Annotated in this window: 22 protein-coding genes; 8 read left to right on the forward strand and 14 right to left on the reverse strand. The window is 66.9% G+C overall.

Features of this window, described 5'->3' with window-relative positions:
• The 11 genes from ACO07K_RS16340 to cimA form a co-directional block, all read right to left on the reverse strand.
• Nucleotides 1-405, reverse strand: coding sequence for an AtzH-like domain-containing protein (locus ACO07K_RS16340; RefSeq protein WP_422029594.1), 405 nt, complete (start codon nt 403-405; stop codon nt 1-3).
• 2 nt (nt 406-407) lie between these two features.
• Nucleotides 408-953, reverse strand: coding sequence for a sugar O-acetyltransferase (locus ACO07K_RS16345; RefSeq protein ID WP_422029596.1), 546 nt, complete (start codon nt 951-953; stop codon nt 408-410).
• Between the two features lie 24 nt (nt 954-977).
• The gene (locus ACO07K_RS16350) at nt 978-2,159 is read right to left on the reverse strand and encodes an amidase (RefSeq protein ID WP_422029598.1); all 1,182 of its coding nucleotides are present in this window, start codon (nt 2,157-2,159) and stop codon (nt 978-980) included.
• 23 nt (nt 2,160-2,182) lie between these two features.
• Nucleotides 2,183-5,308, reverse strand: coding sequence for an efflux RND transporter permease subunit (locus ACO07K_RS16355; protein WP_422029600.1), 3,126 nt, complete (start codon nt 5,306-5,308; stop codon nt 2,183-2,185).
• Nucleotides 5,309-5,329: 21 nt separating this feature from the next.
• Nucleotides 5,330-6,571 carry an efflux RND transporter periplasmic adaptor subunit gene (locus ACO07K_RS16360; RefSeq protein WP_422029602.1) on the reverse strand — a complete coding sequence of 414 codons (1,242 nt, stop codon included), beginning with the start codon at nt 6,569-6,571 and terminating at the stop codon, nt 5,330-5,332.
• Nucleotides 6,572-6,717: 146 nt separating this feature from the next.
• Nucleotides 6,718-7,332, reverse strand: a complete 615-nt coding sequence (gene rpsD, locus ACO07K_RS16365; RefSeq protein ID WP_298317368.1) for a 30S ribosomal protein S4 — start codon at nt 7,330-7,332, stop codon at nt 6,718-6,720.
• A 190-nt stretch (nt 7,333-7,522) separates the two neighbouring features.
• Nucleotides 7,523-7,945 (reverse strand): OsmC family protein, encoded by a 423-nt coding sequence (locus tag ACO07K_RS16370; RefSeq protein WP_422029605.1) that lies wholly within the window; start codon nt 7,943-7,945, stop codon nt 7,523-7,525.
• 2 nt (nt 7,946-7,947) lie between these two features.
• The gene (locus ACO07K_RS16375; protein ID WP_422029607.1) at nt 7,948-8,712 is read right to left on the reverse strand and encodes an RNA methyltransferase; all 765 of its coding nucleotides are present in this window, start codon (nt 8,710-8,712) and stop codon (nt 7,948-7,950) included.
• Nucleotides 8,713-8,730: 18 nt separating this feature from the next.
• Nucleotides 8,731-10,239: a DHA2 family efflux MFS transporter permease subunit gene (locus ACO07K_RS16380; protein ID WP_422029609.1), complete on the reverse strand. Its 1,509-nt coding sequence runs from the start codon at nt 10,237-10,239 to the stop codon at nt 8,731-8,733.
• A gap of 3 nt (nt 10,240-10,242) precedes the next feature.
• A complete protein-coding gene (locus ACO07K_RS16385) occupies nt 10,243-11,394 on the reverse strand; it encodes an HlyD family secretion protein (protein ID WP_422029611.1) in 1,152 nt (383 codons plus the stop codon).
• 50 nt (nt 11,395-11,444) lie between these two features.
• Complete coding sequence (cimA, locus tag ACO07K_RS16390) at nt 11,445-13,049, reverse strand: citramalate synthase (protein ID WP_422029613.1); 1,605 nt, start codon at nt 13,047-13,049, stop codon at nt 11,445-11,447.
• Between the two features lie 468 nt (nt 13,050-13,517).
• Between cimA and ACO07K_RS16395 the strand changes: the two genes are divergently transcribed.
• From ACO07K_RS16395 to ACO07K_RS16420, 6 genes are all read left to right on the forward strand, one after another.
• Nucleotides 13,518-14,636, forward strand: a complete 1,119-nt coding sequence (locus ACO07K_RS16395) for a mandelate racemase/muconate lactonizing enzyme family protein (RefSeq protein WP_422029615.1) — start codon at nt 13,518-13,520, stop codon at nt 14,634-14,636.
• A gap of 258 nt (nt 14,637-14,894) precedes the next feature.
• A complete protein-coding gene (locus ACO07K_RS16400; RefSeq protein WP_422029617.1) occupies nt 14,895-15,254 on the forward strand; it encodes a hypothetical protein in 360 nt (119 codons plus the stop codon).
• 176 nt (nt 15,255-15,430) lie between these two features.
• On the forward strand, nt 15,431-17,023 hold the full coding sequence (locus ACO07K_RS16405) for an ABC-F family ATP-binding cassette domain-containing protein (protein ID WP_422029619.1): 1,593 nt from the start codon (nt 15,431-15,433) through the stop codon (nt 17,021-17,023).
• A gap of 85 nt (nt 17,024-17,108) precedes the next feature.
• Nucleotides 17,109-18,116: a TRAP transporter substrate-binding protein gene (locus ACO07K_RS16410; protein WP_422029621.1), complete on the forward strand. Its 1,008-nt coding sequence runs from the start codon at nt 17,109-17,111 to the stop codon at nt 18,114-18,116.
• Nucleotides 18,117-18,176: 60 nt separating this feature from the next.
• Complete coding sequence (locus ACO07K_RS16415; RefSeq protein WP_422029623.1) at nt 18,177-18,752, forward strand: TRAP transporter small permease; 576 nt, start codon at nt 18,177-18,179, stop codon at nt 18,750-18,752.
• The gene (locus ACO07K_RS16420; RefSeq protein ID WP_422029625.1) at nt 18,749-20,056 is read left to right on the forward strand and encodes a TRAP transporter large permease; all 1,308 of its coding nucleotides are present in this window, start codon (nt 18,749-18,751) and stop codon (nt 20,054-20,056) included. Before ACO07K_RS16415 ends, ACO07K_RS16420 begins: the two co-directional genes overlap by 4 nt.
• Nucleotides 20,057-20,074: 18 nt before the next feature.
• Here ACO07K_RS16420 and ACO07K_RS16425 read toward each other — a convergent pair whose 3' ends face one another.
• On the reverse strand, nt 20,075-20,569 hold the full coding sequence (locus ACO07K_RS16425; RefSeq protein ID WP_422029627.1) for a hypothetical protein: 495 nt from the start codon (nt 20,567-20,569) through the stop codon (nt 20,075-20,077).
• 9 nt (nt 20,570-20,578) lie between these two features.
• Nucleotides 20,579-21,937, reverse strand: a complete 1,359-nt coding sequence (locus ACO07K_RS16430; protein WP_422029629.1) for a M23 family metallopeptidase — start codon at nt 21,935-21,937, stop codon at nt 20,579-20,581.
• Nucleotides 21,938-22,236: 299 nt separating this feature from the next.
• Between ACO07K_RS16430 and ACO07K_RS16435 the strand changes: the two genes are divergently transcribed.
• Nucleotides 22,237-23,376: a hypothetical protein gene (locus ACO07K_RS16435; RefSeq protein WP_422029631.1), complete on the forward strand. Its 1,140-nt coding sequence runs from the start codon at nt 22,237-22,239 to the stop codon at nt 23,374-23,376.
• Nucleotides 23,373-24,059 carry a hypothetical protein gene (locus ACO07K_RS16440; protein WP_422029633.1) on the forward strand — a complete coding sequence of 229 codons (687 nt, stop codon included), beginning with the start codon at nt 23,373-23,375 and terminating at the stop codon, nt 24,057-24,059. Before ACO07K_RS16435 ends, ACO07K_RS16440 begins: the two co-directional genes overlap by 4 nt.
• Here ACO07K_RS16440 and ACO07K_RS16445 read toward each other — a convergent pair.
• The gene (locus tag ACO07K_RS16445; RefSeq protein ID WP_422029635.1) at nt 24,056-24,913 is read right to left on the reverse strand and encodes an ATP-grasp domain-containing protein; all 858 of its coding nucleotides are present in this window, start codon (nt 24,911-24,913) and stop codon (nt 24,056-24,058) included. The two genes, ACO07K_RS16440 and ACO07K_RS16445, sit on opposite strands and share 4 nt — an antisense overlap.
• Nucleotides 24,914-24,932: the final 19 nt, after the last annotated feature.

A 24,932-nucleotide genomic window follows, 5' to 3' on the forward strand; every position in this document is an offset into this window, starting at 1 on the left:
TTAGTGGATCGGCTCTTCGGCGATCATCGAGACGTGAGCGTGCACGACCTTCCAGCCGACGTCGGGCAGGCGCACCCAGGTCTGCGTCTGCCGGCCGGTCATCTCCCTGCCGCGCACCTTATAGACCAGCGAGACCGTCGCGATGTCGCGGCCCAGGGTGACGATGTCGAGGCGCAGCCGCTTCTCCTTGCTGCCGGGCCCCGGCGGACGGGCGACGCGAAAGGCATGGATGCGGTCGAAGCCGTAGCCGTGTTCGTTGTTGGCGAGACGGATCGTGTGCGGGCTGTCCCAGAAGGTGGCGTCGAGCACCTCGACGTTCTTGTCGATCAACGCCTGCTCGTAGCGTTCGAACAACTCGCGCACCTCGGCCACGACTTCGGGAATGTTCGGCGTCAGATCCGTCACGCTCACCTCGCTCTTGCTGGATTTCCCACGACTGTAGCACCCGTCGGCACGTCTCGGGTGACGACGGCGCCGGCACCCACGATCACCTCGTCGCCGATGGTGACGCCCGGCAGCACGATGGCGCCGCCGCCGATCCAGACATCGGCGCCGATCTTCACCGGCCGCCCGAATTCCAGGCCGGCGCGGCGCCGCGCGGGATCGCGCGGATGGTCCGCGGTGAGGATCTGGACGCCGGGCCCGATCTGCGTGCGGTCACCGATCGTGACCTGCACCACGTCGAGGATGATGCAGTTGAAGTTGAGGAACACGCCCTTGCCGAGGCTGATGTTGTAGCCGTAGTCGCAATGGAAGGGCGGCCGGATGTAGGCACCCTCGCCCACCTCGGCCAGCATCTCGCGCAAGAGCGCCGGATAGTTCTTCTGCGTGGCCGCGATCGAGGCGTTGTACCGATCCATCCACTCGGCGACGCGACGCGCGTCGGCGGCCAGCTCCTCGCCGGTCGCGACGTAGAGTTCGCCCGCCAGCATCTTCTGCTTTTCGCTCGCCAAGACGCCTCCTTCTCGAAGGCGCGATCAGCCCGCCGCCTTCTCCATCGCGCGGGCAACGGCCACAAGGGTGGCGTCGCTGCCGCGCGGGCCGATGATGGACAGGCCGACCGGCAGACCGTCAACCGTCGTGGCGCCGGGCAGATTGACCTGCGGAAAGCCCGCCAGCCCACCCTGCGCACAGAGGCAGGTGATGCGGTCGCGCAGCGGATCCAGCACCGACAGCGGCAGGCCGACCTTCGGCGCCGGGAACGGCGTGGTCGGCAGGCAGAGGATGGTGCCCGGCGGCAGCAGGTACTTCATGCGGCTGCGCGCTTCCTGGCGCATCAGGTTGGCCCAGACCTTGTCGCCCTCGGGGATCATCGAGCCGGCAACCAGCGCCTTGGCAACCGAAAAGGCGAAGCGCGGATTGCGCTCGTCGAGCCAGCTCCTGAACGTCGCATAGGCTTCGGCGGGCTGCAGCGTGCGCTGGGCGCGCGCCCATACCGACAGGCCCTGCGGCGCCATGATCTCCTCGCGGCTCGAACCGATGAGGGCGGCGAGCTTCTTCACCATCGGCTGCAGCGCCTCGGACGTATCGTCATCGGCGAAGCCGAAAGCGTCGACCGCGACGATGAGCTTCGAGGGCAACGCCGTCGGGATCTCCTCGCCCAGCATCACGCCGCAGACCTTCGCAAAGGTCTCGGCGTCGCGCGCGAACCAGCCGGTCGTGTCGGAGGTCGGCGCCTGGGGCAGCATGCCCGTCACGTCGACGCGGCCGTGGGTCGGCCGGATCCCGTAGAGGCCGCAGAAACTCGAGGGGACGCGCACCGAGCCGCCCGTGTCGGTGCCCAGTGCCGTATCGCAGATTCCCGCGGCCACGGCGGCGGCAGAGCCCGACGACGAACCGCCCGGCACGCGTCCAGGAGCGCGGACGTTCGTCGGCGTGCCGTCGAAGGCGTTCTCGCCCAGGATGCCGAGCGAGACCTCGTCGGTGATGGTCTTGCCGATCAGGGTCGCGCCGGCATCGAGCAGCGTCTGCACCGCCCAGGAATGCCGGTCGGGGATCGCCCGCCCCGTGGGCCAGTCGTGATTGCCGCCGCCGGTCGGCACGCCCGCCACGTCGAAAAGATCCTTGGCGGCGAAGGCGAGGCCCGACAGGGGGCCTCCGGCACGGCCCTCGATGCGCACGCGTGGGCCGGGAACGAAGGCGCCGATCTCGTCAGTCATGCAACGCTACTCTCTTTGACAATCTATTCGGCCGGCGCCGCTGGCATGCGGCCCTTGGTGCGCCAGCGTCTCGCCCAGCCGGGGCTGAACTTCATGCCAGTGAGCCTGTCGAACCACATGTAGACGACGGGCGTGATGAACAGCGTCAGGAGCTGCGACACCATCAGGCCGCCGACCACGGTGATGCCGAGCGGCTGGCGCAGTTCGGCGCCGGCGCCATGCCCCACCGCGATCGGCAGGGCGCCGAGCAGGGCGCAAACGGTCGTCATCATGATCGGTCGGAAGCGCAGCAGCGCGGCCTCGACGATCGCCGTCTCGGCATCGGCCCCTTGCCCGCGCCGCTCGATCGCGAAGTCGACCATCATGATCGCGTTCTTCTTCACGATGCCGATCAGCATCACCACGCCGATCAGGGCGATCACCGACAGGTCCATGCCGAACAGCATCAGGGTGGCGAGAGCGCCGATGCCGGCCGAGGGCAGCCCCGACAGGATCGTCAGCGGATGGATGAAACTCTCGTAGAGAATTCCCAGGATGATGTAGATCACCAGCACCGCCGCAAAGAGCAGCAGGCCCTGATTGGCGACCGCCTGCTGGAAGACCTGGGCACTGCCCTCGAAGCTGGTCGTGATGGTGGCGGGAAGGCCGACCTCCGTCGCCGCCGCCTGGATGTCGCGCACGGCGTCGCCCAACGCCACACCCGGCGCCAGGTTGAAGGAGATCATGACGGACGGAAGCTGGGCGATGTGGTTCACCGTCAGGGACGTCGGCTTGTCGATGCGCTTGGCCAGAGTATCCAGCGGCACGAGTCCGCCATTGGGTGTGCGGACCTGCAGGCGCCGCAGGATGTCGCCAGCGTCGCCATACTTCGGATCGGCTTCGAGGATCACCTGGTAGGTGTCGTCCGACGCATAGATGGTCGACACCTGCCGTGTGCCGAACGCCGAGTAGAGGAGAAGCCGGATCTGATCGACCGATACGCCGAGCCGCGAGGCCGTGTCGCGGTCGATGTCGATCATGGCCGAGCGGGCGCGCACCTGCAGGTCGGAGTTCACGTCGAGGATCGAGGGAATGCGGCGCATCCTCGCTTCCATCAGGGGGCCGTACTCGCGCAGCAGGTTGAGATCGCTCGAACGCATGCCGAACTGGTATTGGGCACGGCTCTGCGTCGTCGAAATGTTGATCGACTGGGCGGCCTGGAAATACACGTTGATGCCCGGCACGGCCGCCGTCGCCCGGCGCAACCGGGCGATGACCTGCTGGGCGCTGTCCGTGCGCTCGGGCTTGTCGCGCAGCATGATGAAGATGCGTCCGGAATTCACGGTGGCCGCAGCGTTGCCGCCGCCGACGGTCGACATGACCGAGGCCACGTCGGGATCCCGGCGGATCACTTCGGCCAACGCCGACTGGCGGGCGACCATCGCGTCGAAGGACGCGTCGTCCGGCCCGATCGTGGAGCCCTGGATCTGGCCGATATCCTCCGACGGAAAGAAGCCCTTCGGGATCGCCTGGAAGAGCATTGCCGTCACAACGAAGGTGCCGAGGGTGATCGCCAGCACCACCCGGGGATAGCCGACCGTGCGGCGCAGCGCCCAGCCGTAGCCATTGGTGAGTTTCGTGAAGCCCCACTCGAAACTGCGCAGGAGCGCATTGTGCTTCTCGTGATGGTCGATCGGCTTCAGCCAGCGCGAGCAGAGCATCGGCGTCAGGGTCAGCGATACGACGCCCGAGATCAGGATGGCGAAGGCAATGACAAGGCCGAACTCGTTGAACATGCGTCCGACGACGCCGCCCATGAACAGCACGGGGATGAACACCGCGACGAGCGACAGAGTCATGGAGACGATCGTGAAGCCGACCTCCTTGGAGCCCTTGAGCGCGGCCTCCATCGGCTTCTCGCCCGCCTCGATGTGGCGGACGATGTTCTCCAGCATGACGATCGCGTCGTCGACCACGAAGCCCACGGCCAGGGTCAGCGCCAGCAGGGATATGTTGTCGATCGAGTGGCCGCAGAGATACATGCCGGCGAAGGTGCCGATGACCGAAATCGGCAGCGCGATTGCCGGGATCATGGTCGCGCGGAAACTGCGCAGGAAGAAATAGATCGCGATGATGACCAGGAGTGCGGCCAGCGCCAACGTGAACTCGACGTCGTCGATGGCCTCGCGGATCGGCTTCGACCGGTCGGCCAGCAGGTGGATCTCGACTCCGGCCGGCAGTTCGGCCTGGATCTGCGGGATGATCGCCTTCACCCGATCGACCACCTCGACCGTGTTGGCATCGGGCTGGCGATAGACGCCCATCACGATGGCGCGCGTGCCGTCGAGCCAGCTCGCGACCTTGTCGTTTTCGACGCCGTCGATGGCCGTCGCCACGTCGGAGATGCGAACCGGCGCGCCGTTCTGCCAGGTAACGATCACCGGCATATAGTCCGCAGCCTTGCTGATCGGCCCCGTGGCTTCGAGGATCGCATTCTGCTTCTGGTCCGCGATGGACCCGACCGGCTTGCTCGAGTTGGCGTTGACGACGGCGGTCTGCAGCTCCTGCAAAGTGAGCCCGCGAACCGCAAGCTGGTCGAGGTCGGCGCGGACGCGGACGGCGAATTTCTGCGAGCCGAAGATCAGCACCTGCGCCACACCCGGCAGGGTCGAAACGCGCGGCATGATCGCCCGGTTGACGAAGGCGTCGACGTCCGAGAGCCGGGCCTGGTTCGACTTGAGCGCCAGGAACATCACCGCCCAGTCGGCCGGATTGACCTTGCGGAAGCTGGGCGGGGTCGTCATCTCGGGCGGCATTCGCCGCATGGCCGACGAGATCGCCGACTGGACGTCGAGGGCGGCGCCGTCGATGTTCCGGTTCAGGTCGAACTGGAGCACGATCGAGGTGTTCCCGAGCGACGACGTCGACGTCATCGTGGTCACGCCGGCGATCGTCGAGAACTGACGTTCGAGGATCGAGGCCACCGAGGCGGCCATCGTTTCGGGGCTGGCGCCGGGCAACTGCGCGGTGACCTGAATGGTCGGGAACTCGACCCTCGGGACCGCCGCGACCGGAAGCTGCTTGTAGGCGAATATGCCGCCGAGGACGAACGATGCCATCAGCAGGATGGTCATCACCGGACGGCGGATGCAAAGTTCAGAAATGTTCACGTCCCGCCTCCGCTAGATCGGCTAGCCGCGGGGTGGCGCTGCGGGCCGGTTCGGATCCACCGTCGGCGGCCGGATCGTCACCGATGCGCCCTGGACCAGCCGGAGCTGACCGTCGACCACCACCTGCTCGCCGTTTTCGACGCCCTTGCCGATCACCGCCCGGCCGTCCTGCGTGCGCTTCAGGACGACCTGCCGGAGCTCGGCCACGCCGTCCTTGATGACGAACACGAACGGTCCCTGCGATCCGAGTTGGACCGCGCTCGCGGGAACCGAGATCGCATTGGACTCGATGCCGAGCACGATCTCCACCTTTACGAACTGGCCCGGCCATAACAGCTCGTTGGCGTTGCCGATGCGCGCCTTGGCGGTCACCGTGCCGGTATTCGGGTCGACGGTGTTCTCGATGAAGGCCATCTCGCCGGACTGCTTCTTGGTGTCGTCGATGATGGCCGTGACCGTGACCGGACCCTTGGCCATCGCGGCGCGCAGATCCGGCAGGATGATCTGCGGGATGGCGAAGGTGACATAGATCGGGTCGATCTGGTTGATCGTGGCCAGCGTGCTGGTGGCGGAGTTGTCGCCGGTGCGCACGACGGCCCCCGCCTTGTTCGCGATCGAGCCGATGCGGCCCGAGACCGGGGCCCGGATCTCGGTGAAGGTGAGCAGGGTCTGGACGCTGGCCCTGGCGGCCTCGTCGGCCTCCAGCTGCGCTTCGGCGGCCTTCAGACTGGTGCCTGCATTGTCGCGCTGCACCACGGTGCCGGCATTTTTCGACAGGAGTTCCTCGTTGCGCTGCAGGTCTCGCCGGGCCTGCATGACCTGTGCCTGGTCCTTGCGGATCTGAGCTTCGATCTGGCCAAGCTGTGCCTTGAGGCTGCGCGCATCGAGTTCGAAGAGGATATCGCCCTCCTTCACGAGAGCGCCCTCCTCGACATTCACCTTCATGATCTGGCTGTCCATGCGGGGCTTGATCTGGACGGAGGCGATCGACTGCACCGTGCCGACCGCGTCCACCACGACGGGCATGGCCTCGCGCGTCACCGGCATGACCACGACCGGCACCGCTCCGCCCGGATTGAGGCGGCCGCGGCGTCCCTGCGGCTGTGCGCCGGCAGCGGGGCTTGCCTGGGCCTCGGCCGTCTTGGCAGCCGTTCCCATGCCGATGTGTGGCCCGACCTGCCGGATCACATCATCGCGGTAGATATAGGCCGCCCCACCGATCGCAACGATCGACACGAAGACCGCCGCACGGACGAATCCCATTCCCAAGACTCCAGTCCCCAAGCCCCGGCAGGATTATAGCCCCCCCACCGCCCGGCGATAGCCGGAAACAGCTGTTCCGGCGGGATTCCAGATGCAAAAAACCCGCCACAATCGGGCGGGTTTTTCGTCACTTCAGGGTCGGCCGCTCAGCGGCTGTAGTATTCGACGACCAGCGAGGGCTCCATCTGGACCGGGTACGGCACGTCGGCGAGCTTCGGCCCGCGCACGTAGGTGCCCTTCATGTCCTTGTGGTCGGCCGTCACGTATTCCGGCACGTCGCGCTCGGCGGTCTGCGTCGCCTCGAGGACCCGCTCCATCTGGCTGGCCTTGGAGGTCAGCTCGATGACGTCGTTGTCCTTCACCTGATACGAGGCGATGTTCACGCGGCGGCCGTTGACCTTGACGTGGCCGTGGCTGACCAGCTGGCGCGAAGCGAAGACGGTGATGGCGAACTTCATGCGGTAGATCACCGCATCCAGCCGGCGCTCGAGCAGCTCGACCAGGTTCTCGCCGGTGTCGCCCTTGCGGCGGACGGCTTCGGCATAATAGCGGCGGAGCTGGCGCTCGCTGACCGAGCCGTAGTAGCCCTTGAGGCGCTGCTTGGCCATGAGCTGGAGGCGGTAGTCGGTCGGCTTGGTGCGACCCTGGCCGTGCTGGCCGGGACCGTATTCACGCTTGTTGAGCGGGCTCTTGGGACGGCCCCACAGGTTGACCCTGAGGCGGCGGTCGATCTTGTACTTCGAATTTGCGCGCTTGCTCACGCTGCACTCCGTCATTGTGCGCCCCGCTTCGCGGGTACGCCGTGTTGTCCGGATAGGCCTGAATCCGACATATCTGTCGGGGCGGGAGGAGAGCCCGAACGGCCCTCAACCACGTTCTCCGGAAGAAGCGGGGAACATACTGGCCGCTTCCGGCCAGTCAAGCAGGCGTTAACCCTGCAATATCAAATACTTAGATCTCGACCAGCACCACTTCGTGGGTCACGGCCGCCGATTTCTTCACCATGGCGGTGGCGGAACAGTACTTTTCGTCCGACAGGCTGACCGCGCGCTCGACCAGCGCCTTGTTCAGCTTCCGGCCGCGCACCGTGTAGACCAGCTTCACCGAGGTATAGACCTTGGGATGGTCCTCGGCCCGCTCGGCGACCAGCGAGACCTCGACGCCCTCGATGTCCTGGCGCTGCTTCTTCAGCATCGAGACCACGTCGATCGCGGTGCAGCCGCCCATCCCCATCAGCAGGACTTCCATCGGCCGGGAGGCCAGGTTGCGGCCGCCGATGTCGGGGGCGCCATCCATGGTGATGGTGTGGCCGCTGCCGCCTTCGGCGACCAGCAGCGCACCGTCGACCCAGGTGATCTTGGCGGTGGTGGACATGGCTATTCCTCGTGCTGTTTCTTGGACAGGAACTTGATGACGCCGTGGAAGGTACGCGCCTCCTGCTCCGTCATCTCGGCGCGCTGCAGCAGCGCCCGCAGATTGAGCACCATGGAAGGCCGCATCTCCTTGTTCCGCAGGAACCCCGACTGGTCGAGCGCGCGCTCGAGATGGTCGAACAGGCTTTGCAGCTCCTCCTTGGTCGCCGGCCTGGCGGCATGGTCGGCCATCCTCACCGGCGGCGTCGCATCCGCGGCGGCGGTCCATTCGTAGGCCACCAGCAGCACGGCCTGCGCCATGTTCAGCGAGGAGAACTGCGGATTGAGCGGGATCGAGAGGGCGGTGTCGGCATGCACCATGTCGTCGTTCTCGAGGCCGGTCCGCTCGGGACCGAACATGATGCCGACGCCGTCGCCCTGCCCGATCCATCCGCGCATCTCGGACGCGGCCTGGCGCGGCGTCAGGATGCGCTGCACCAGCTCGCGGTTGCGCGCCGTGGTGGCGACCACATGCTCGAGGTCGGCGACTGCCTCGCCCACGCTGTCGAACACCTCCGCCTTCTCCAGCACGATGTCGGCGCCCGAGGCGGCGCGTTGCGCCCGTTCGTTGGGCCAGCCGTCGCGCGGCGCGACCAGCCTGAGCGTCGACAGGCCGCAATTCAGCATGGCGCGCGCGGCCATGCCGATATTCTCGCCGAGTTGCGGGCGCACGAGGATGACCGCCGGTGTGACGGCGGCGACGTCGCGGCCCTTCGATGCGCGTCCCATGCCGCCCTAATAGCGTGGTCAGCGCCCGGCGATAAGGGGCGGGCGACGCATGAAGAAGAGGAGCGGGATCAGCACCAGCGAGCAGATCATCATGACTCGGAAGTCGTTGAGGTAGCCGATCAGCGCGGCCTGGCGGGTGATCTCGCCGTCCCAGATCGCAAGCTGCGTCGGATCGAGGCTCACCCCGGTGGGATTCATCGGCCAGCCGGGATGATAGGGCGTGAATTTCTCGACCATGTCGGCGCGGTTCTGCTGGGTGTTGCTGGCCAGCATCGAGACCAGAACGGCGATGCCGATGCTGGCGCCCAGGTTGCGCAGCAGCGCGTTCACCGCCGCCCCCTCGGTGCGCAGCCGCTGCGGCAGGGTGGCGAAGGTGAGAACGGTGAGCGGCGGGAAAACGAGGCCGAGACCGAAGCCCAGCAGGATGCCGTTCCAGATGATGCGGCCCTCGCTCACGTTGAGATTGAACAGCGTCATGTCGTAGAGAGAGAGCGCCGCCAGCGCGAAGCCAAGCCCGATCAGGAGGCGCGCATCCATGCGGCCGATCAGGCGCGAGACCAGCATCATCGCCACCATCATCCCGGCACCGCGCGGCGCCAGCACGACACCGGTCGTGAACACCGGATAGCCCATGAGTTGCTGCAGGAAGGGCGGCATCAGGGTCGCCGTCACGATCAGCACGAGGCCCGCAAGCGCCGTGAAGCAGAGCCCGACCGTGAGGTTGCGGTCGCGGAACAGGTCGCGCGACAGGAACGGCTGGCGGTCGGTCAGCATGTGGATCAGGAACATGGCGAAGGCCACGGCCGCCACCAGCGTCTCGCCGATGATCTCGACCGAGTCGAACCAGTCGAGCATGTGGCCGCGATCGAGCATGAGCTGGAACGAGCCGATCGCGACCGCCAGCAGGGTGAAGCCCATCAGGTCGAAGCGCCGCGGCGCGCCGTGCACGTTGTCGCGCACCAAAGCCAGGATGCCGACCGCGCACAGGATGCCGACCGGCAGGTTGACGTAGAACACCCAGCGCCACGAGAACTCGTCGGTCAGCCAGCCGCCCAGCGAGGGTCCGGCGATGGGGCCGAGCATCGTGCCGACGCCCCACATGGCCATCGCCTTGCCCTGCTCCTCGCGCGGGTAGGTATCCATCATGATGGCCTGCGAAACCGGCACCAGCGCCGCGCCGAACCCGCCCTGCAGGGCCCGGAACAGGACGAGCTGGTCGAGCGTCTGCGCGGCACCGCACATCATCGACACGATGGTGAAGCCGATCACGCAGGTCGCCAGCGTCCGGCGCAGGCCGAAGCGCATGGCGCAGAAGCCGGCCAGCGGCGTCAGGATGGCGGAGGCCACGATATAGGAGGTGACGACCCAGGAGACCTGCTCCTGCGTTGCCGACAGCGAACCCTGGATCGACGGCAGCGCCACGTTGGCGATCGTGCCGTCGAGCGCATGCATGATCGTGGCCGCCATCACCGTGAAGGTGATGAGGCGGCGGCGGCGCAGGACCGCCGGGTCGACGGCCGGCGCCATCGGCTAGGGCTTCGGCGAAGCGGACGCGCTCGAGAGACCGAGCGACCTAGCCCAGCCGGCCCACAGGCTGGCGAGCGAGCGCGTGTGGCCGGTCTCGACCGCGACCGTCGTGCTCATGCCGACCCGGAGCGGCGGATCGCCCTCGCGGCAGGCGACGGACAGACGCACGGGAATGCGCTGGACCACCTTCACCCAGTTGCCGGTGGCGTTCTGTGGCGGCAGCACGGCGAACTCCGCGCCGGTCGACTGCGAGATGCTCGACACCGTGCCCCAGCATTCGGACTCCGGATAGGTGTCGACATGGATCAGCACCTTCTGGCCCGCCCGCACGCGCGTGAGCTCGGTCTCCTTGAAGTTGGCCTCGATCCACAGATCGCTGTCGGCCACCACCACCATCACCGGCACGCCGGCGGTGGCGAAGCTGCCCGGCACCGGGCGCTTGCTGACGATGCCGTCGATCGGCGATTCGATCGTGGTGCGGCGCAGCTGCAGCAGCGCTTCCTCGCGCGTCGCCATCATCTGGCGCACGCGCGGATGGTCGTCGGCGCGAATCTTGGGATCGCCGGCCAGCGCCGCTTCGATCCTCTGCAGATCTTCCTGCGCCGCCGAGATGCGCTGGCGCGCGATCTCGAGGCCCATGCGGGCCTCCTCGAGCTTGGCGGTGGAAGCGACCTTCTTCTCGGCGAGTTCCGCCTGCCGGTCGAATTCGGCCTGGGCGAAGGTCTGCTGGCTGAGCGCCGCCTTGATCTCCTCGCGCTTGGTCCGCCACTGGGCGCGCAGACCGCGGATTTCGGCACGCACCGTCTCGGTCTCGGCTTCGATGCGCGTGAGCGCATGCCGATAGGACTGGTCGTCGAGCCGGAACAGGAGCTGGCCGCGCGAGACCTTCTCGTTCTCGTGCACCGGAACGTCGACGATGAGACCCGAAAGCTGGGTCGCGATCTGGGCGCGGTCGCCCTTTACATAGGCATTGTCGGTGGTGACGGTGCCGCCCGAGGAGAGCCAGATCAGCAGCGTGGCCGCCAGCACGATTGCGGGCAGCGACCACATGAAGGCCCGCGCGAGCGCGCGAACGCCCAGTCGCGGACGGCGCAGGGCGGCCGCCGCGATGGGCGGTGTCTGGGTGTCCAGATGCTCTCCGTCTCGCACGCTCACATGGTCTGCCCCGCCCTACCGGAGGTCAACCGGCAGGTGTGGCATGGCAGCTAGGCAGGTTGAGCCGGGCGGGCGCCGTCGCGGAAGAGCTTGTAGGTGAGGGCGTCGTAGAGCGCGTTGTAGGAGGCGTCGACGATGTTGGGCGAGACTCCGATCGTGCTCCAGCGCCGTCCCTTCGCATCTGCGCTCTCGATCATGACGCGCGTCGTCGCCGCCGTACCGCCTGCCGAATCGAGGATGCGGACCTTGAAGTCGACCAGCCGCATGTCCTCCAGTTCGGGATAGACGGGCACGAGCGCCTTTCGCAGCGCAGCATCGAGCGCGTTCACGGGGCCGTTGCCCTCGCCCACTTCCATCGCGCGGCGGCCGGCGACGTCGAGCTTCACCGTGGCCTCCGACATGGCCACCGTCTGGCCGCGCGCATTGACGCGACGCTCGACCAGCACACGGAAGCTGTGCAGCGCGAAATAGTCGGGCAGCGTGTGCAGTTCATGCCGCGCCAGCAGCTCGAAGCTCGCATCCGCGCCGTCATAGGCATAGCCCTCGGATTCGCGGTCCTTCACGATCTCGAGCAGACGGGCGACGCCGGGATGCTTGGGATCGACCTCGAGGCCGATCTGGCGGAAGCGGGCCATGATGTTGGAGCGGCCGGCCTGGTCGCTGACGACGATGATGCGCTGGTTGCCGACGACTTCCGGGTCGACATGCTCGTAGGTCTTGGGGTCCTTCTCGACGGCCGATACATGCAGCCCGCCTTTGTGGGCGAAGGCGCGCGTGCCGACATAGGCCGCGCTGCGGTTGGCCGGCATGTTCAGCCGGTCGTCGAGCAGGCGCGACAGGTGCGTGAGCCGCTGCAGCGCCCCCTCCTTCAACCCGGTGTCGAAGCCCATCTTCAGCACCAGGTTGGGGATCAGCGCGATCATGTTGGCGTTGCCGCAGCGTTCGCCCAGCCCGTTGATCGTTCCCTGGACCTGGCGCACGCCGGCGCGCACCGCGGCCAGCGAATTGGCCACGGCATTCTCGGTGTCGTTGTGCGTGTGGATGCCGAGCCTGTCGCCGGGGATCTTCTTCACGACCTCGCCCACGATGCGCTCGATCTCATACGGCAGGGTTCCGCCATTGGTGTCGCAGAGCACCATCCAGCGCGCGCCCGCCTTCTCGGCTGCGGCCAGGCAGGCCATGGCATAGTCGGGATTGGCCTTGTAGCCGTCGAAGAAGTGCTCGGCGTCGAACATCGTCTCGTCCATGCGGGTCTTCGCATAGGCGAGCGAGTCGGAGATCATCTCGAGATACTCGGTCCGGTCGACCTCGAGCGCCACGTCGACATGGAAGTCCCAGGTCTTGCCGACCATGCAGACGTTGCGCGCCTTGGTCTGCAGGATCGCGGCGAGGCCCGGATCGTTGGCGGCGCTGCGGCCGGCCCGGCGGGTCATGCCGAAGGCCACGAACTTGGCGTTCTGGAATTCCGGCGGATCGGCGAAGAAGCGGTCGTCGGTCGGATTGGCGCCCGGCCAACCGCCTTCAATATAGTCGATGCCCAACCGGTCGAGCTCACGCGCGATCGCGGCCTTGTCGGCCACGGTGAAATCGACGCCTTGCGTCTGGGCCCCGTCCCGCAGGGTGGTATCGAAGAGATAGACTCGGTTGTCGGTCATGTCGGCTTGCTCGTTGAGGCGCGCATCATAAGGTCGAAGTGTTCGGGGGGAATAAACCTATGCAGGAGCGCGTCAAGAGCGCCCTTAAATAGGGTTGATGGCATATCCCTATTTGGGGACTCACCGTTCTGTGGTCTCCGCAGCCCCCGCAGCAGACGCCGTGCGGGTTCTCACCCTTCGAGACGCGGCCTGCGGCCGCTCCTCAGGGTGAGGTGAGTTTTAGACGTGCAGCTACGATAAACGACCTCATCCTGAGGAGGCGCGAAGCGCCGTCTCGAAGGATGGGCAACGGCATCGGTTCAGGTGCGCCTCTTCGCCAGCACCTGTATCGCACCGCAATCTCCGGGTCAGTGCTACCGATCTCGTAACGGCCATCGGTGCGCTTGAGCATGTAGACGTGGGCACCAGGTTCGTCGGACATTCGACGGTAAGCCTAATCCTTAGAGAACGATCAGGGGAAGAATCGCCATGACCACCGCCACCACCATCACCGAACTGCGCACGACGCTCCTGCAGGTGCCGTGGCGGTCGTCGCCGCCGGCGGCCGGCATCCTGGCGCCGGGGCCGCGCGAGATCTTCGTGCTGGAGATCGAGACGCAGGGCGGGTTGATCGGCATGAGTTACCTGATGCCGCTGCATGGCGGGCTGCACACGCTGGACGCCTGCATGAAGGAACTGGTCGCGCCCTACGTGATCGGCCGCGACGCCACCGAGATCGAAGGCATCTGGCAGACCCTCTACAAGAACAATTTCTGGCTGGGCCGCATGGGTATAACCCTGGCCGCCCAGAGCGCCGTCGACATGGCGCTGTGGGACATCGTGGGCAAGCGCGCCAGCCTGCCGCTGTTCCGCCTGTGGGGCGCCGCGCGCACGAAGATTCCGGCCTACGGGTCGGGCTGTTTCCGCGGCCTCGGCCGAGACGGCATGATCAGCCGGGCGAAGGAGTTCACTGCCCAGGGGCTCACGGCCATCAAGATGCAGGTGGCCCACATCCGGCCATGGCGCGAGGACGTCGCGAACGTGAAGGCGATGCGTGAAGCGATGGGCGACGGCATCGAGATCATGATCGACGTCAACATGGGCTGGGATGCCGACACCGCCATCCAGGCCGGCCACCGCATCGACGAGTTCGATCCCTACTGGCTGGAGGAGCCGGTCGTCGCGGAAGACTTCGCAGGCTATCGCCGCATCGCCGCGGCGCTGAAGACCCGCGTGGTCGGCGGCGAGAGCCACTTCATGCGGAACGACCTCCGGCCCTTCTTCGAGCATGCCGGCACGCCGATCCTGCAGCCCGACCCGATGCGCGGCGGCTACTCGGAGCTGCGCAAGATCGCGTCGATGGCCGAGCCCTACGGCATCCGCCTGGCGCCGCACCTGTTCCACGAGCAGATGGTCCACGTGCTCGCCTCGGTCCCCAACGCCAGCTACCTCGAATACATGGACTGGAACGACGATCTCTGGATCGAGCCGGTCCTGCCCGGGCAGGACGGCACCATGTCGCCGCCGGAGCGGCCCGGTCACGGGCTGGCGTTCCGCCCGGAGGTCCTGACAGACCATCGCATCGGCGGTCAGCGCCTGAAGGGATAAGCAGGGTCCGGCTCCGAGACGGGCACGCTTGGCGGATCAGGCCAATGAAGGGACGCTGCAGGCGACGTGGGCGCTCGCGCCTGCGGCGCCGCCGGCCGAAATGACGATGACGGAAAGAGTGCAGCGTCCTGCCATAGGCAAGTCGGTATCAATGCAAATGGCGCATCGTCCGAACCGTTGTTGCGCATCGATTATTGCCCGATCACTGCTGTCCCACGAAACGTTCACGCCCCCTCAGTCCGGACGTTCGGAGTCACCATGAAATCAGTTGTCATTGCGGCGGTGCTCTTCGGCACGACCGCGTCGGCCGTCTACGCCCAGGGTGCACCCATCGAATTCCGCATGGCCGCCTCCGACGCGAATCTGGCGGGCTGCCGCAGTCTCGACGCCCAGCTTTCGCGCGTTCACTCGGTCACTCTCCAGGGCGACAAGGCCCAGCTCAAGCTGGCAGGCGGCGTCAGCGATACGCTTAAACAGACGAGCCCCGGCATCTACACCAGCGTCTTCACCCTCTCGGGTGTGCGCCTCGACGTCGTTGCCGACGCCTCCAAATCGCCGAGGACACTGATCATCACCGAAAAGAATCGCGGCTGCCGCTGGGACGCCACCACGAAGTAGGTCCACCTCGGAAGAAGCAAAACAGAAGCCGGTGCCGAAGGGCGTCGTCCGTCGCCTTGATCGGGACAAACACAGCGCCTATTTGGGTGTCCCGATAGCTCAAACGGATGCACTCGCAATGGATTTCCACCTGACTGCAATGCCCGCCCGCCTTGCCATCAGGGGACTCCATTTCCATGCCTTCCCTCACGCTTTCCGGCCTCTCCGCGACCACGCCTGACGGCCGCGCGCTCTTCTCGAATCTGGACCTGAGTTTCGACGGCGGCCGCACCGGCCTGGTCGGCCGCAATGGCGTCGGCAAGACGACGCTGTTCGAGATCATCGCCGGCAGGCTGCCGCCGCTGGCGGGAACGGTGTCGATCGCCGGCACGCTCGGTGTCCTGAGGCAGACCGTGCAGGTCGCTCCCGGCGCGACGGTGGCCGACCTGATGGACGTCACGAGCGCGCTCGCCGTGCTGCGCCGTGCCGAGGAAGGCCGGGCCACCGCCGACGAGCTGGGTACGGCCGACTGGACTCTCGAAACCCGCATCACTTCGGCGCTCGGCCGTGTCGGGCTCGACGCCGAGCCGTCTACGTTGTTGTCGGCGCTTTCGGGCGGGCAGCGCACGCGCGCCGCCCTGTGCGCGCTGGTCCTGGCCGAACCGGACTTCATCCTGCTGGACGAGCCCACCAACAATCTCGATCGCGAGGGGCGCGCGTCCGTGATCGGGCTGCTGGCGACATGGCGGGCCGGCGCGATCGTCGTCAGCCATGACCGCGAACTGCTGGAGACGATGGATACCATCGTCGAGATGACGTCGCTGGGCGTCACGCGCTATGGCGGCAACTGGAGTCACTATCGCGAGCGCAAGGCACTGGAGCTCGCTGCCGCGCGGCACGACCTCGACGACGCCGAACGCCGGGTGGCCGAGGTTTCGCGAACCGCTCAGGCAACGGTCGAGCGCAAGGCGCGCAGGGACGGTGCCGGTCAGCGCAAGCGCGCGAGGGGCGACATGCCGCGCATCCAGGCCGGCGCACGGCAGAGCCGCGCCGAGGCCACGTCGGGCGACCATGCACGCCTCTCGGAACGACGGCGCGCGCAGGCCGTCGAGGACGCCGCGGCCGCGCGGCAGCGCATCGAGATCCTGCAGCCGCTGTCGATGGCCCTGCCGTCGACCGGCCTGCCGGCCGGCCGGACCGTGCTGCACCTCGACGCCGTGAGCGCGGGCTACCGAACGGGCCGTGCGATCATCGACGGGCTGTCCCTCACCCTCACGGGCCCTGAGCGCGTGGCGATCACCGGACCGAACGGCTCGGGCAAGACCACGCTGCTCGCGCTCATCGCCGGCAAGCTCTCAGCCCATTCGGGCAGCGTGCGCGTCAACACAGGCTTCGCCGTTCTGGACCAGGAGGTCAGCCTGCTCGATCCGTCGCTGTCGATCCGCGACAACTTCCTCAGCCTCAATCCAGGCGCCGACGAGAATGCCTGCCGCGCCGCCCTCGCCCGCTTCCTGTTCCGCGCCGATGCGGCGTTGCAGATCGTGTCGACCTTGAGCGGCGGACAGACGCTGCGCGCCGGCCTCGCCTGCGTGCTGGGCGGCACAAGGCCGCCACCGCTCCTCATCCTCGACGAACCGACCAACCATCTCGACATCGAGTCGATCGAAGCGGTCGAGGCCGGCCTGCGTGCCTATGACGGCGCGTTGCTGGTGGTGAGCCATGACGAGCCGTTCCTCGCCGCGATCGGGATCACCCGTCGCCTCGCGTTGCCGGTCCAGAGAGAAACCTGACGACACTGACCCCTCACACCCGATGGCATGGATGTTGCTGCCCATGCGGCAGCTATCACCCGGGAACAGGGAACAGGGGACAGGGATGAGCTTGATATCGAGGATTTCGGCATTGAAGCTGGCGGCTGCCGCCGTGGGCGCAAGCCTCGCGCTGGCGGGTCCGGCCAGCGCTCAGACGCAGTGGATGATGGCCAGCGGCTATCCCGAGAACAATTTCCTGACCCAGAATCTGCGCAAATGGGTCGAGGACGTGGAGAAAGGCACCGCGGGCAAGCTCAAGATCACGCTCCACACCAACGACAGCCTGATCAAGCTCGACAGCATCAAGTCGGCGGTCCAGCGCGGACAGGTGCAGGCTGGCGAGATCCGCCTCGGTGTCTACGGCAACGAGGATCCGATGTTCATCCTCGACGGCGTGCCCTTCGTCGCCTCGACCTACGAGGAAGCGTGGAAGTTGATGGAGCTGCAGGACCCGTACTTCAAGGGCCTGTTCGACAAGGCCGGCATGGTGATCGCGGGTTACCAGGTGTGGCCGAGCCAGGGCTTCTACACCAAGACACCGGTCAACTCGGTCGAGGACTTCAAGGGCAAGAAGATCCGCATCTATTCGACGGCGACCCAGAAGATGGCGACCCTGCTGGGCTTCAATGCGACGATCCTGCCCTTCGCCGAAATCCCGCAGGCCTTTTCCACCGGCCTGATCGAAGCCCTCTTCACCAGCGCCCAGACCGGGGTCGACATCCAGGCCTGGGACAATACCAAGTACTTCACCGACGTCGGGGCGATCCTCTCGAAGAACGCCCTGATCTTCAGCAAGCGGGCCTTCTCCGCCTTGTCGCCCGCCGACCAGAAGGTCGTGATGGACGCGGCGGCGGCCTACACCAAGCGATCCTGGGAGATGAGCAAGGCGGCCGGCGACGAGAAGGCGGCCGTCCTCAAGAAGAACGGCATGACCGTCACCGGCGGTCCGCCGGCCGTGCTCGCCGCCATGAAGAAGGTCGGCGTCCAGATGGCCGACGAGTGGAAGGCGACGGCAAGCCCCGCCGCCGTTGCGGTTCTCACCGCCTACATGTCCGGTCAGAAGACCAACTGACGTCCTGAGGCGCCGGGCTGCCTGAGACGGCCCGGCGTTCTTCTCGCTGATGGTGATGTGATGCGGCGTGCGTTGGATATTCTCTACAGCTCGAGCGGTCTGCTCTCTGCTTTCTTCCTGATGATGATCGGCGTCACGATCCTGCTGCAGATTGCCGGCCGCTTTCTGAATTTCGCCTTCGACGCCACGGAGGTCTCCGGCTTCTGCATGGCGGCGTCGACGTTCTTCGGCCTGGCCTACACGTTGAAAGCCGGCGCGCATATCCGGGTCAATCTCCTGGTAGGAAAGCTCTCGGCGCCGAATCGACGGGGTGTGGAGATCTGGTGCTGCACCCTCGGAGCGGCCGCCTTCGCCTATGTCTCTGTCAATGCCTGGCTGATGGCGTACGATTCCTTCCTGTTCGGCGATACCAGCCCCGGGCTCATGGCCGTGCCGTTCTGGATTCCCCAACTCGGCATGGCCCTCGGCGCTTCGATCATGACGATCGGGCTGGTCGACGAATTGGTTCTGGCCCTGGGCGGCAGGATCCCGGATTTTGCCGACGCCGAGGCACAGGCCATCGGCGACGAGCTCGAAGCGGCTTCTGTAGACATGGCCGGTGAAGTGGTCGGCGCAGCAAAGGCGACCAACCGATGAGCGGTGAAGCCATTCTCGCCCTGACGGTTCTGGGCTCTCTCTTCCTGCTGCTCGCCAGCGGTGTGTGGATCGGCATCAGTCTCGTCGTCGTCGGGTTCGTCGCCCTGTTCTTCTTCACGCCGGCGCCCGCAGGATCGCTGCTCGCCAGCACGATCTGGGACTCGAGCTGGGGATGGGCGCTCACCGCCCTGCCGCTCTTCATCTGGATGGGCGAGATCCTGTTTCGGTCGCGGCTCTCGGAGGACATGTTCAAGGGGCTGGCCCCCTGGCTCGGCTGGCTTCCGGGCCGGCTGCTGCACGTCAACATCCTGGGCTGCGGTGTCATGGCCGCGGTCTCCGGCTCGTCGGCGGTGACCTGCGCCACGATCGGCCGCATGAGCATGCCGGAACTGCGCAAGCGCGGCTACCATGAGGGCATGGCGATCGGAACGCTCGCAGGGTCTGGAACTCTGGGGCTTCTGATTCCGCCCTCGATCATGATGATCGTGTACGGGATCACCGCGCAGGTCTCGATCGGCCGCCTGTTCATCGCCGGTTTCCTGCCCGGCTTCATGATGATCGGCCTATTCATGGCCTACACGGCGGGCTGGTCGATCCTCAATCCGACCAAGGTGCCGCCTGCAGACCCACAGATGACCTTCGGCGAGAAGATCTGGAACGCGCGCCGCCTGATCCCGGTCATCCTGCTGATCGTCGCCGTGCTGGGCTCGATCTATGGCGGGGTCGCGACGCCCACGGAGGCGGCCGTCATGGGTGTGATCGGCGCCCTGATCCTCGCGGCGGTCACCGGGTCCCTCTCCTGGACGACGTTCCAGGAGAGCCTGCTGGGCGCGGTGCGGACGAGCTGCATGATCGGGCTGATCCTGGTCGGCGCCGCCTTCGTCACCATGGCGATGGCCTTCACCGGCCTGCCGGCAACGATGGCGAACTGGGTAAATGCACTTGGCCTCACGCCCTACGGCCTGATCCTGCTGCTCACCGTGCTCTACATCGTGCTGGGCTGCTTCCTCGACGGCGTTTCGATGATCGTGCTCACCGCGCCCGTGGTGCTGCCGATGGTCACCGCGCAGCAGATCGACCCGCTCTGGTTCGGCATCTACATCGTGCTGGTCGTCGAGATGGCGCAGATCACGCCGCCCGTCGGCTTCAACCTCTATGTGCTTCAGAGCCTGACTGGCCGCGACATCTGGACGGTGACGAAGGCCTCTGCCCCGTTCTTCCTGCTGCTCTGTCTCGGCGTGGTCCTGATCACCCTGTTTCCAGACATCGTCACGGTCCTGCCACGCCAGATGACGAACGGGTAGGACCGCGGAAGGGCGCTCCTATGCCGACGGCCCGATGCACTGCCTTATGAACCGCCGGCTCACCTGCTCATAAAGCGTGTCGCCGGTTCGCGTCGCCAGCAAGGCGGCCCGGGCATCGGACACGACGGCGGTGGCGCGGCCCGAGGTGCCGCCGCAGGTCACGCGCTTGGCGACCGGTGCCGACGACGTCCCGCCGACACCGCGCAGGGGCTCCAGGAGGTCGTAGATCTTGGGCGCGTCGGGGGCGGGTGGCGAGCCGCAGATCTCGTGATCGGTCGACATCCAGAGATGCACGCTTCCGGCCGGCCCGCAGGTCATCTCCTCGATCACCTCGCTGTCGCGGAATCCCACGGTGAGCCGGTCGGCGCAGAGCTGGTACACCAGCACGTTCATGCCACCCTCGCCGCCGTCGAGGACGCCGGTCTCGCAATCCGACGCCCGCGCCGCTCCGCCTTCCTGCATCGCCGCGGACGCGGCGAGCAGGAGAAGGCAAAGGGCGGCGGTCCTGGCCATGCGCCGTCTTCAGTTGGTCTCTTCGCCGCGAAGAGGGACCGCGGTCTCGCGGACACGATCGGTTTCGGCGATCTGGGCCTTGAAGAGCTCGAGATCCTTGCCGGCGAGCCGCGTGCGTTGCGCCGTGCGCGCCATGGTGAGCGGATCGATCGGCCGTCCCCCGCGATGCAGTTCGAAATGCAGGTGCGGCCCGGTCGAGAGTCCGGTGCTGCCGACATAGCCGATCACCTGGCCCTGCCGCACACGGGCGCTGCGCTTCACGCCCGGCGCGATGCGCGAAAGGTGCGCGTATCCGGTCGCGAGATTTCCGTCGTGGGCAATCTTCACCCAGTTGCCGTAGCCGCCGAACCGCCCGGCCTCGATCACGTGGCCCGCGCCGGCGGCGAGGATCGGCGTGCCCGGCGGGGCCGCGAAGTCGATGCCCGCATGCAGCCGCGTGAACCGCAGGACCGGATGCTGGCGAAGGCCGAAACGGGAGGAGATACGGCTCATGTTCAGCGGTGTGCGCAGCAATGACTTGACCACGCTCTCGCCCTCGGGACTGTAGAAGAACTCCTCCCCGTCGCGCGGCTTGAACCGGTAGATGCTGTAGGTTTCGGCACCGCCGCCCGTGGTGATCTCGGCCCACAACACGCGTCCATCGTCGGCCGGCCTGCCATCGCTGGTCCATGAGCGTTCGACCAGCACGTCGAACCGGTCGCCGGGCTTAATATCGTGCTGGAAGTTCACGTCCCACGAGAAGGCACGCAGCATCTCGGCCAGGGGCCCGTGCGGCACGCCGGCCGCCTCGGCACTGCCGATCACCGATCCGTCGACCTCGCCCGAGGCGCGCATCACCTTCGGCACGACCTCGAAGACCTCCTCCTCCAGGCTGTACCCGCCGTCATCGTCGCGCTCGACGTTGAACGCACGCTGCGGCTCGGGGCGGATCGACAGGCCGACCAGGACCGTCGGCTTCTCTTCCTCGTTCAGGCGCTGCAGCTTGACGATCAGGGCCTGGCCGATCGGCAGGCGATCGAGGCGCACGCGTTCGGTCAGGACCGCAACAATATCGGCAACGTCGCTGGCTTCGATGCCGAGCCGGCCAAGGACGCGCGCGACCGTATCGCCCTTCTGCAGTTCGATCGCCGCTTCGACATGCGGCGGCCCGAAGTCCGGCGGCGACGGGTCCGTCCTGTCGGGATCCGGGAGGACCGTCGCGATGTCGGTCACCGGCATCTCGGGCGCTTCCGGCATCGCCATCAGCGCCACGGGCGTTCCCGATTCGGGATGAAGGTCGAGTTCGCCGGCAGCGGATCGAGCCTCCTTCTTCGCCGGAAGCGCCATCAGGCTGACCATCGCCAGGACCACCAGACTGCCGAAGCACATTCCGACGTTCTTCCAGTGGCGCCCCGCCGAAACCGCGGGACGAATCTGTTCAAAGGGGGGCCGTGCCATGAAAGCCGGGGGCTGGGGCATTCCTGGGGAGTCCTCGAGAGACAGGGGTTGGGAGGAGCGCAACGCCGAGCCTGCGTCGGCGCGCCAGAGAATTAGACGGAAAGTTGGCAGCAATGTGGTTCCGCGTCGTCGCGACGCGGCGCGGTGCGATACCTGACGCAACGACCGAATGCTGACATGCGTGAAGCCGCGCCATCGTTTTGGCGATATCGCACCTCATCTGTCGCCGCATGGTGGAAGCGTTGCAGGCGTGGCTTTCCGACGGCAAGCATCTCGCCTTTCTGGCGGGCGTCATCGTCCTGCTCTATCTCGCACGCGACGCGGCACACCGCCTGCTGCGTGCGGCATTCCTGCTGGCCGCGCACATGCTTCGGCTCGTCGAGCGCTGGATCGGCTTCGGCGCCGCCGCCGCGAAGGCGCGATATCAACGGTTGACGGCGGGCATGAAGGAAGCCGAACTGCAGCCGCGGCTTCCCGACGAAATGCGGGACGTCCATCGCCTCGTCGAGCGCCATGGTCCGGACGATCCCAAGGCACAAGCGGCGCTCGAGCGGCTCGAAGCGCATGTCGCCGAACATCGACAGGTGATCCAGTCCTATGGCGTCCAGCTCCAGGCCATCCAGGCATCGCCTGTCCCCGCCCGCGACGTGAAGCTCGGGCACTCGACCGGCATCGGGCTCGCCTTCGCCATCGTTCTGATCCTCGCCGTGGGCATCGCCGGCTGGCTGAACTTCGCCCTGCTCGAACGGCCGATGGCCGAAGTGGTGGGGGATTCTTATCGCATCATGGGCGTGCCGATCTACCGACTGGCCGCGCTCGCCATCATCGTGCTCGAGGTCGCCGTCGGCATCGTCCTGCTGGAAGCGCTGGGCGTCACGACCATGTTCCCGCAATTCGAACGGCTGGAACAGAAAAAGGGCCAACGCCTCGCCATCATCATCGTCATGACGACGGCGCTGGTCGTGCTGGCGTTGATCGAGGCGGCGCTCGCCCTCACCCGCGACGAGATCTCCCGGCTCGAACGCGAGCTGCTGGGGACCCTGGCCGGCACGCCGCCCTCCGAAGCCGGCGAGGCCGCCGGCGCCATGGCACGCTACGCGCAGGCGGCGTTCGGCCTGATCATTCCCTTTGCCCTCGCCTTCCTGGGATTCGCCATCGAGGCGCTGATCCGCAACGGGCGTGTCGTGCTCCAGCTTCTTCTGGGCTTCATCCTGGAATCCCTGTCCTTCGCGATCCGCCTGCTGCGCTTTCTCGTCGAGGGGCTGCTCGCGGTGGCACTTGCCGCCTATGACCTCGTGATCTTCCTGCCGCTGATCGTCGAGCGCCTGGTGCGGGCCCTGCTCTCCTCCCGCGCGGTGCGTTCCTCATGACCGAATTCGGCCGCCGCTTCTTCAACACCGGCCTCCTGGCGATGGCCACGGCCGGCCCCGCCCTGGCGCTCGGCGCGTGCGAGGAGCGCAGCGCCACTGCCTCGGCCGTCTATGGCCTGCTCGACGTGTCGAAGAGCTACTTCCGCGAAGTCGACAAGGCGCTGCGCACGCTGCGCGTCACGATGGGCTTCATGCGGGCGCACGACAGTTTCGCAGTGGCGGAAATCGGTGCCTGCAGCTTCACCGACGACGCGGTCCTGCTGAGCTTCACCGCGCCCGACCGGCCGACCGAGCGCCAGCGCCTCGTCGCCGCGTATGGCCAGAAACTGGCCGACTATGGCAGCCGCGCGAAGCCGGCGAATTTCACCGACATCAGGGGCGCCCTGCTGCAGGCGGCGCAGACTCTCGCGGCGCGACAGGCTGCCACGCGCACCATCGTGCTGTTCTCGGACCTCGAAGAGGAGCTGCCGCCCAATTGCCGCCGCGATACCGCGCTGCCCGCGACCCTGCGCGGCATGGAGGTCATCGCCACCAACGTGACCCGCCTGCCTGAGGACAATCGCGAACCCGCCCGCTACGCCCGCCGGCTCGAAGGCTGGCGGCAGCTGGTGGAAGCCGCCGGCGCGCGCTGGAAGGTCGCGCCCGACGCGGCCGAGGTCACGTCGCTGTTCAGGGAAAGCTAGGCGAGACGTCTGAGCGTCGCCTCCGCGAAACGCTCGGCCGAGGGCGGGTCGACGTCCAGTGCGAGTGCCGGCTCCAGCACCTCGACCTCGATCACGATCAGGACGCCGTCGCGCACGACACCGTCGACCCGGGCATAGAGCGGCATCTCGGGCAGGGTCGCGAGGCAGGCCGCACCCTGATGCGTAACGTCGGGCGGCGGCGCTTCGGCGGTGCGGGTCGGCTTGTAGCGCGAGTTGGTCCGGAACTCGCCGGGCGGCGGCCGCTTGCGGATGGCGTGGCTGAAGACGCCGTCGAAATAGACCAGCGACAGTTCGCCCTCTGCAATCTCCGGCAGGAACTCCTGCACCACGACGCCCGCCTGGCGCGCCTCCTCGGCGAGGCCCGCGATCTGCCCGGCCAGGGTCTCGCGCTGCAGCAGCTCGACCGAATGGCCCGACGCGCCGCTGGCCGGCTTCACGACGGCCTGCAACCAGCCGGTTTCCTCGAAGACCCGGCCGATCGCCGACACCTCGCAGGGGACGACGAAGCTTCGCGGCACGCGCACGCCCGCCGCCGCGAGCTTTTCCACGTAGTCCTTGCGCAGGTTCCAGCGCACCAGATCGATGGAATTGAACAACCGCGTAGAAGCCGCCATCGCCTCGGTCCATGCCTTGAAATCATCGAGCGCGCGGTAGTAGCCCCAGGTCGAGCGCAGCACGACGGCATCGGCGCCGGCGAATGCCTCGCGCGGCCCGTCCCACGGCGCGCCGGTGACACGACATCCGCGCCGCTCCAGCGCCTCGGCGTAAAGCCGGTCGGATGGGGTGATGGCCGGGTCGTCGGCGGCGGTGGCGAGAACGATGTGCGGGCTCATGCCGTTTCATAGCCAACAA

The organism is Reyranella sp. (genome assembly GCF_965228225.1).
In the GTDB taxonomy this organism is placed as follows: domain Bacteria; phylum Pseudomonadota; class Alphaproteobacteria; order Reyranellales; family Reyranellaceae; genus Reyranella.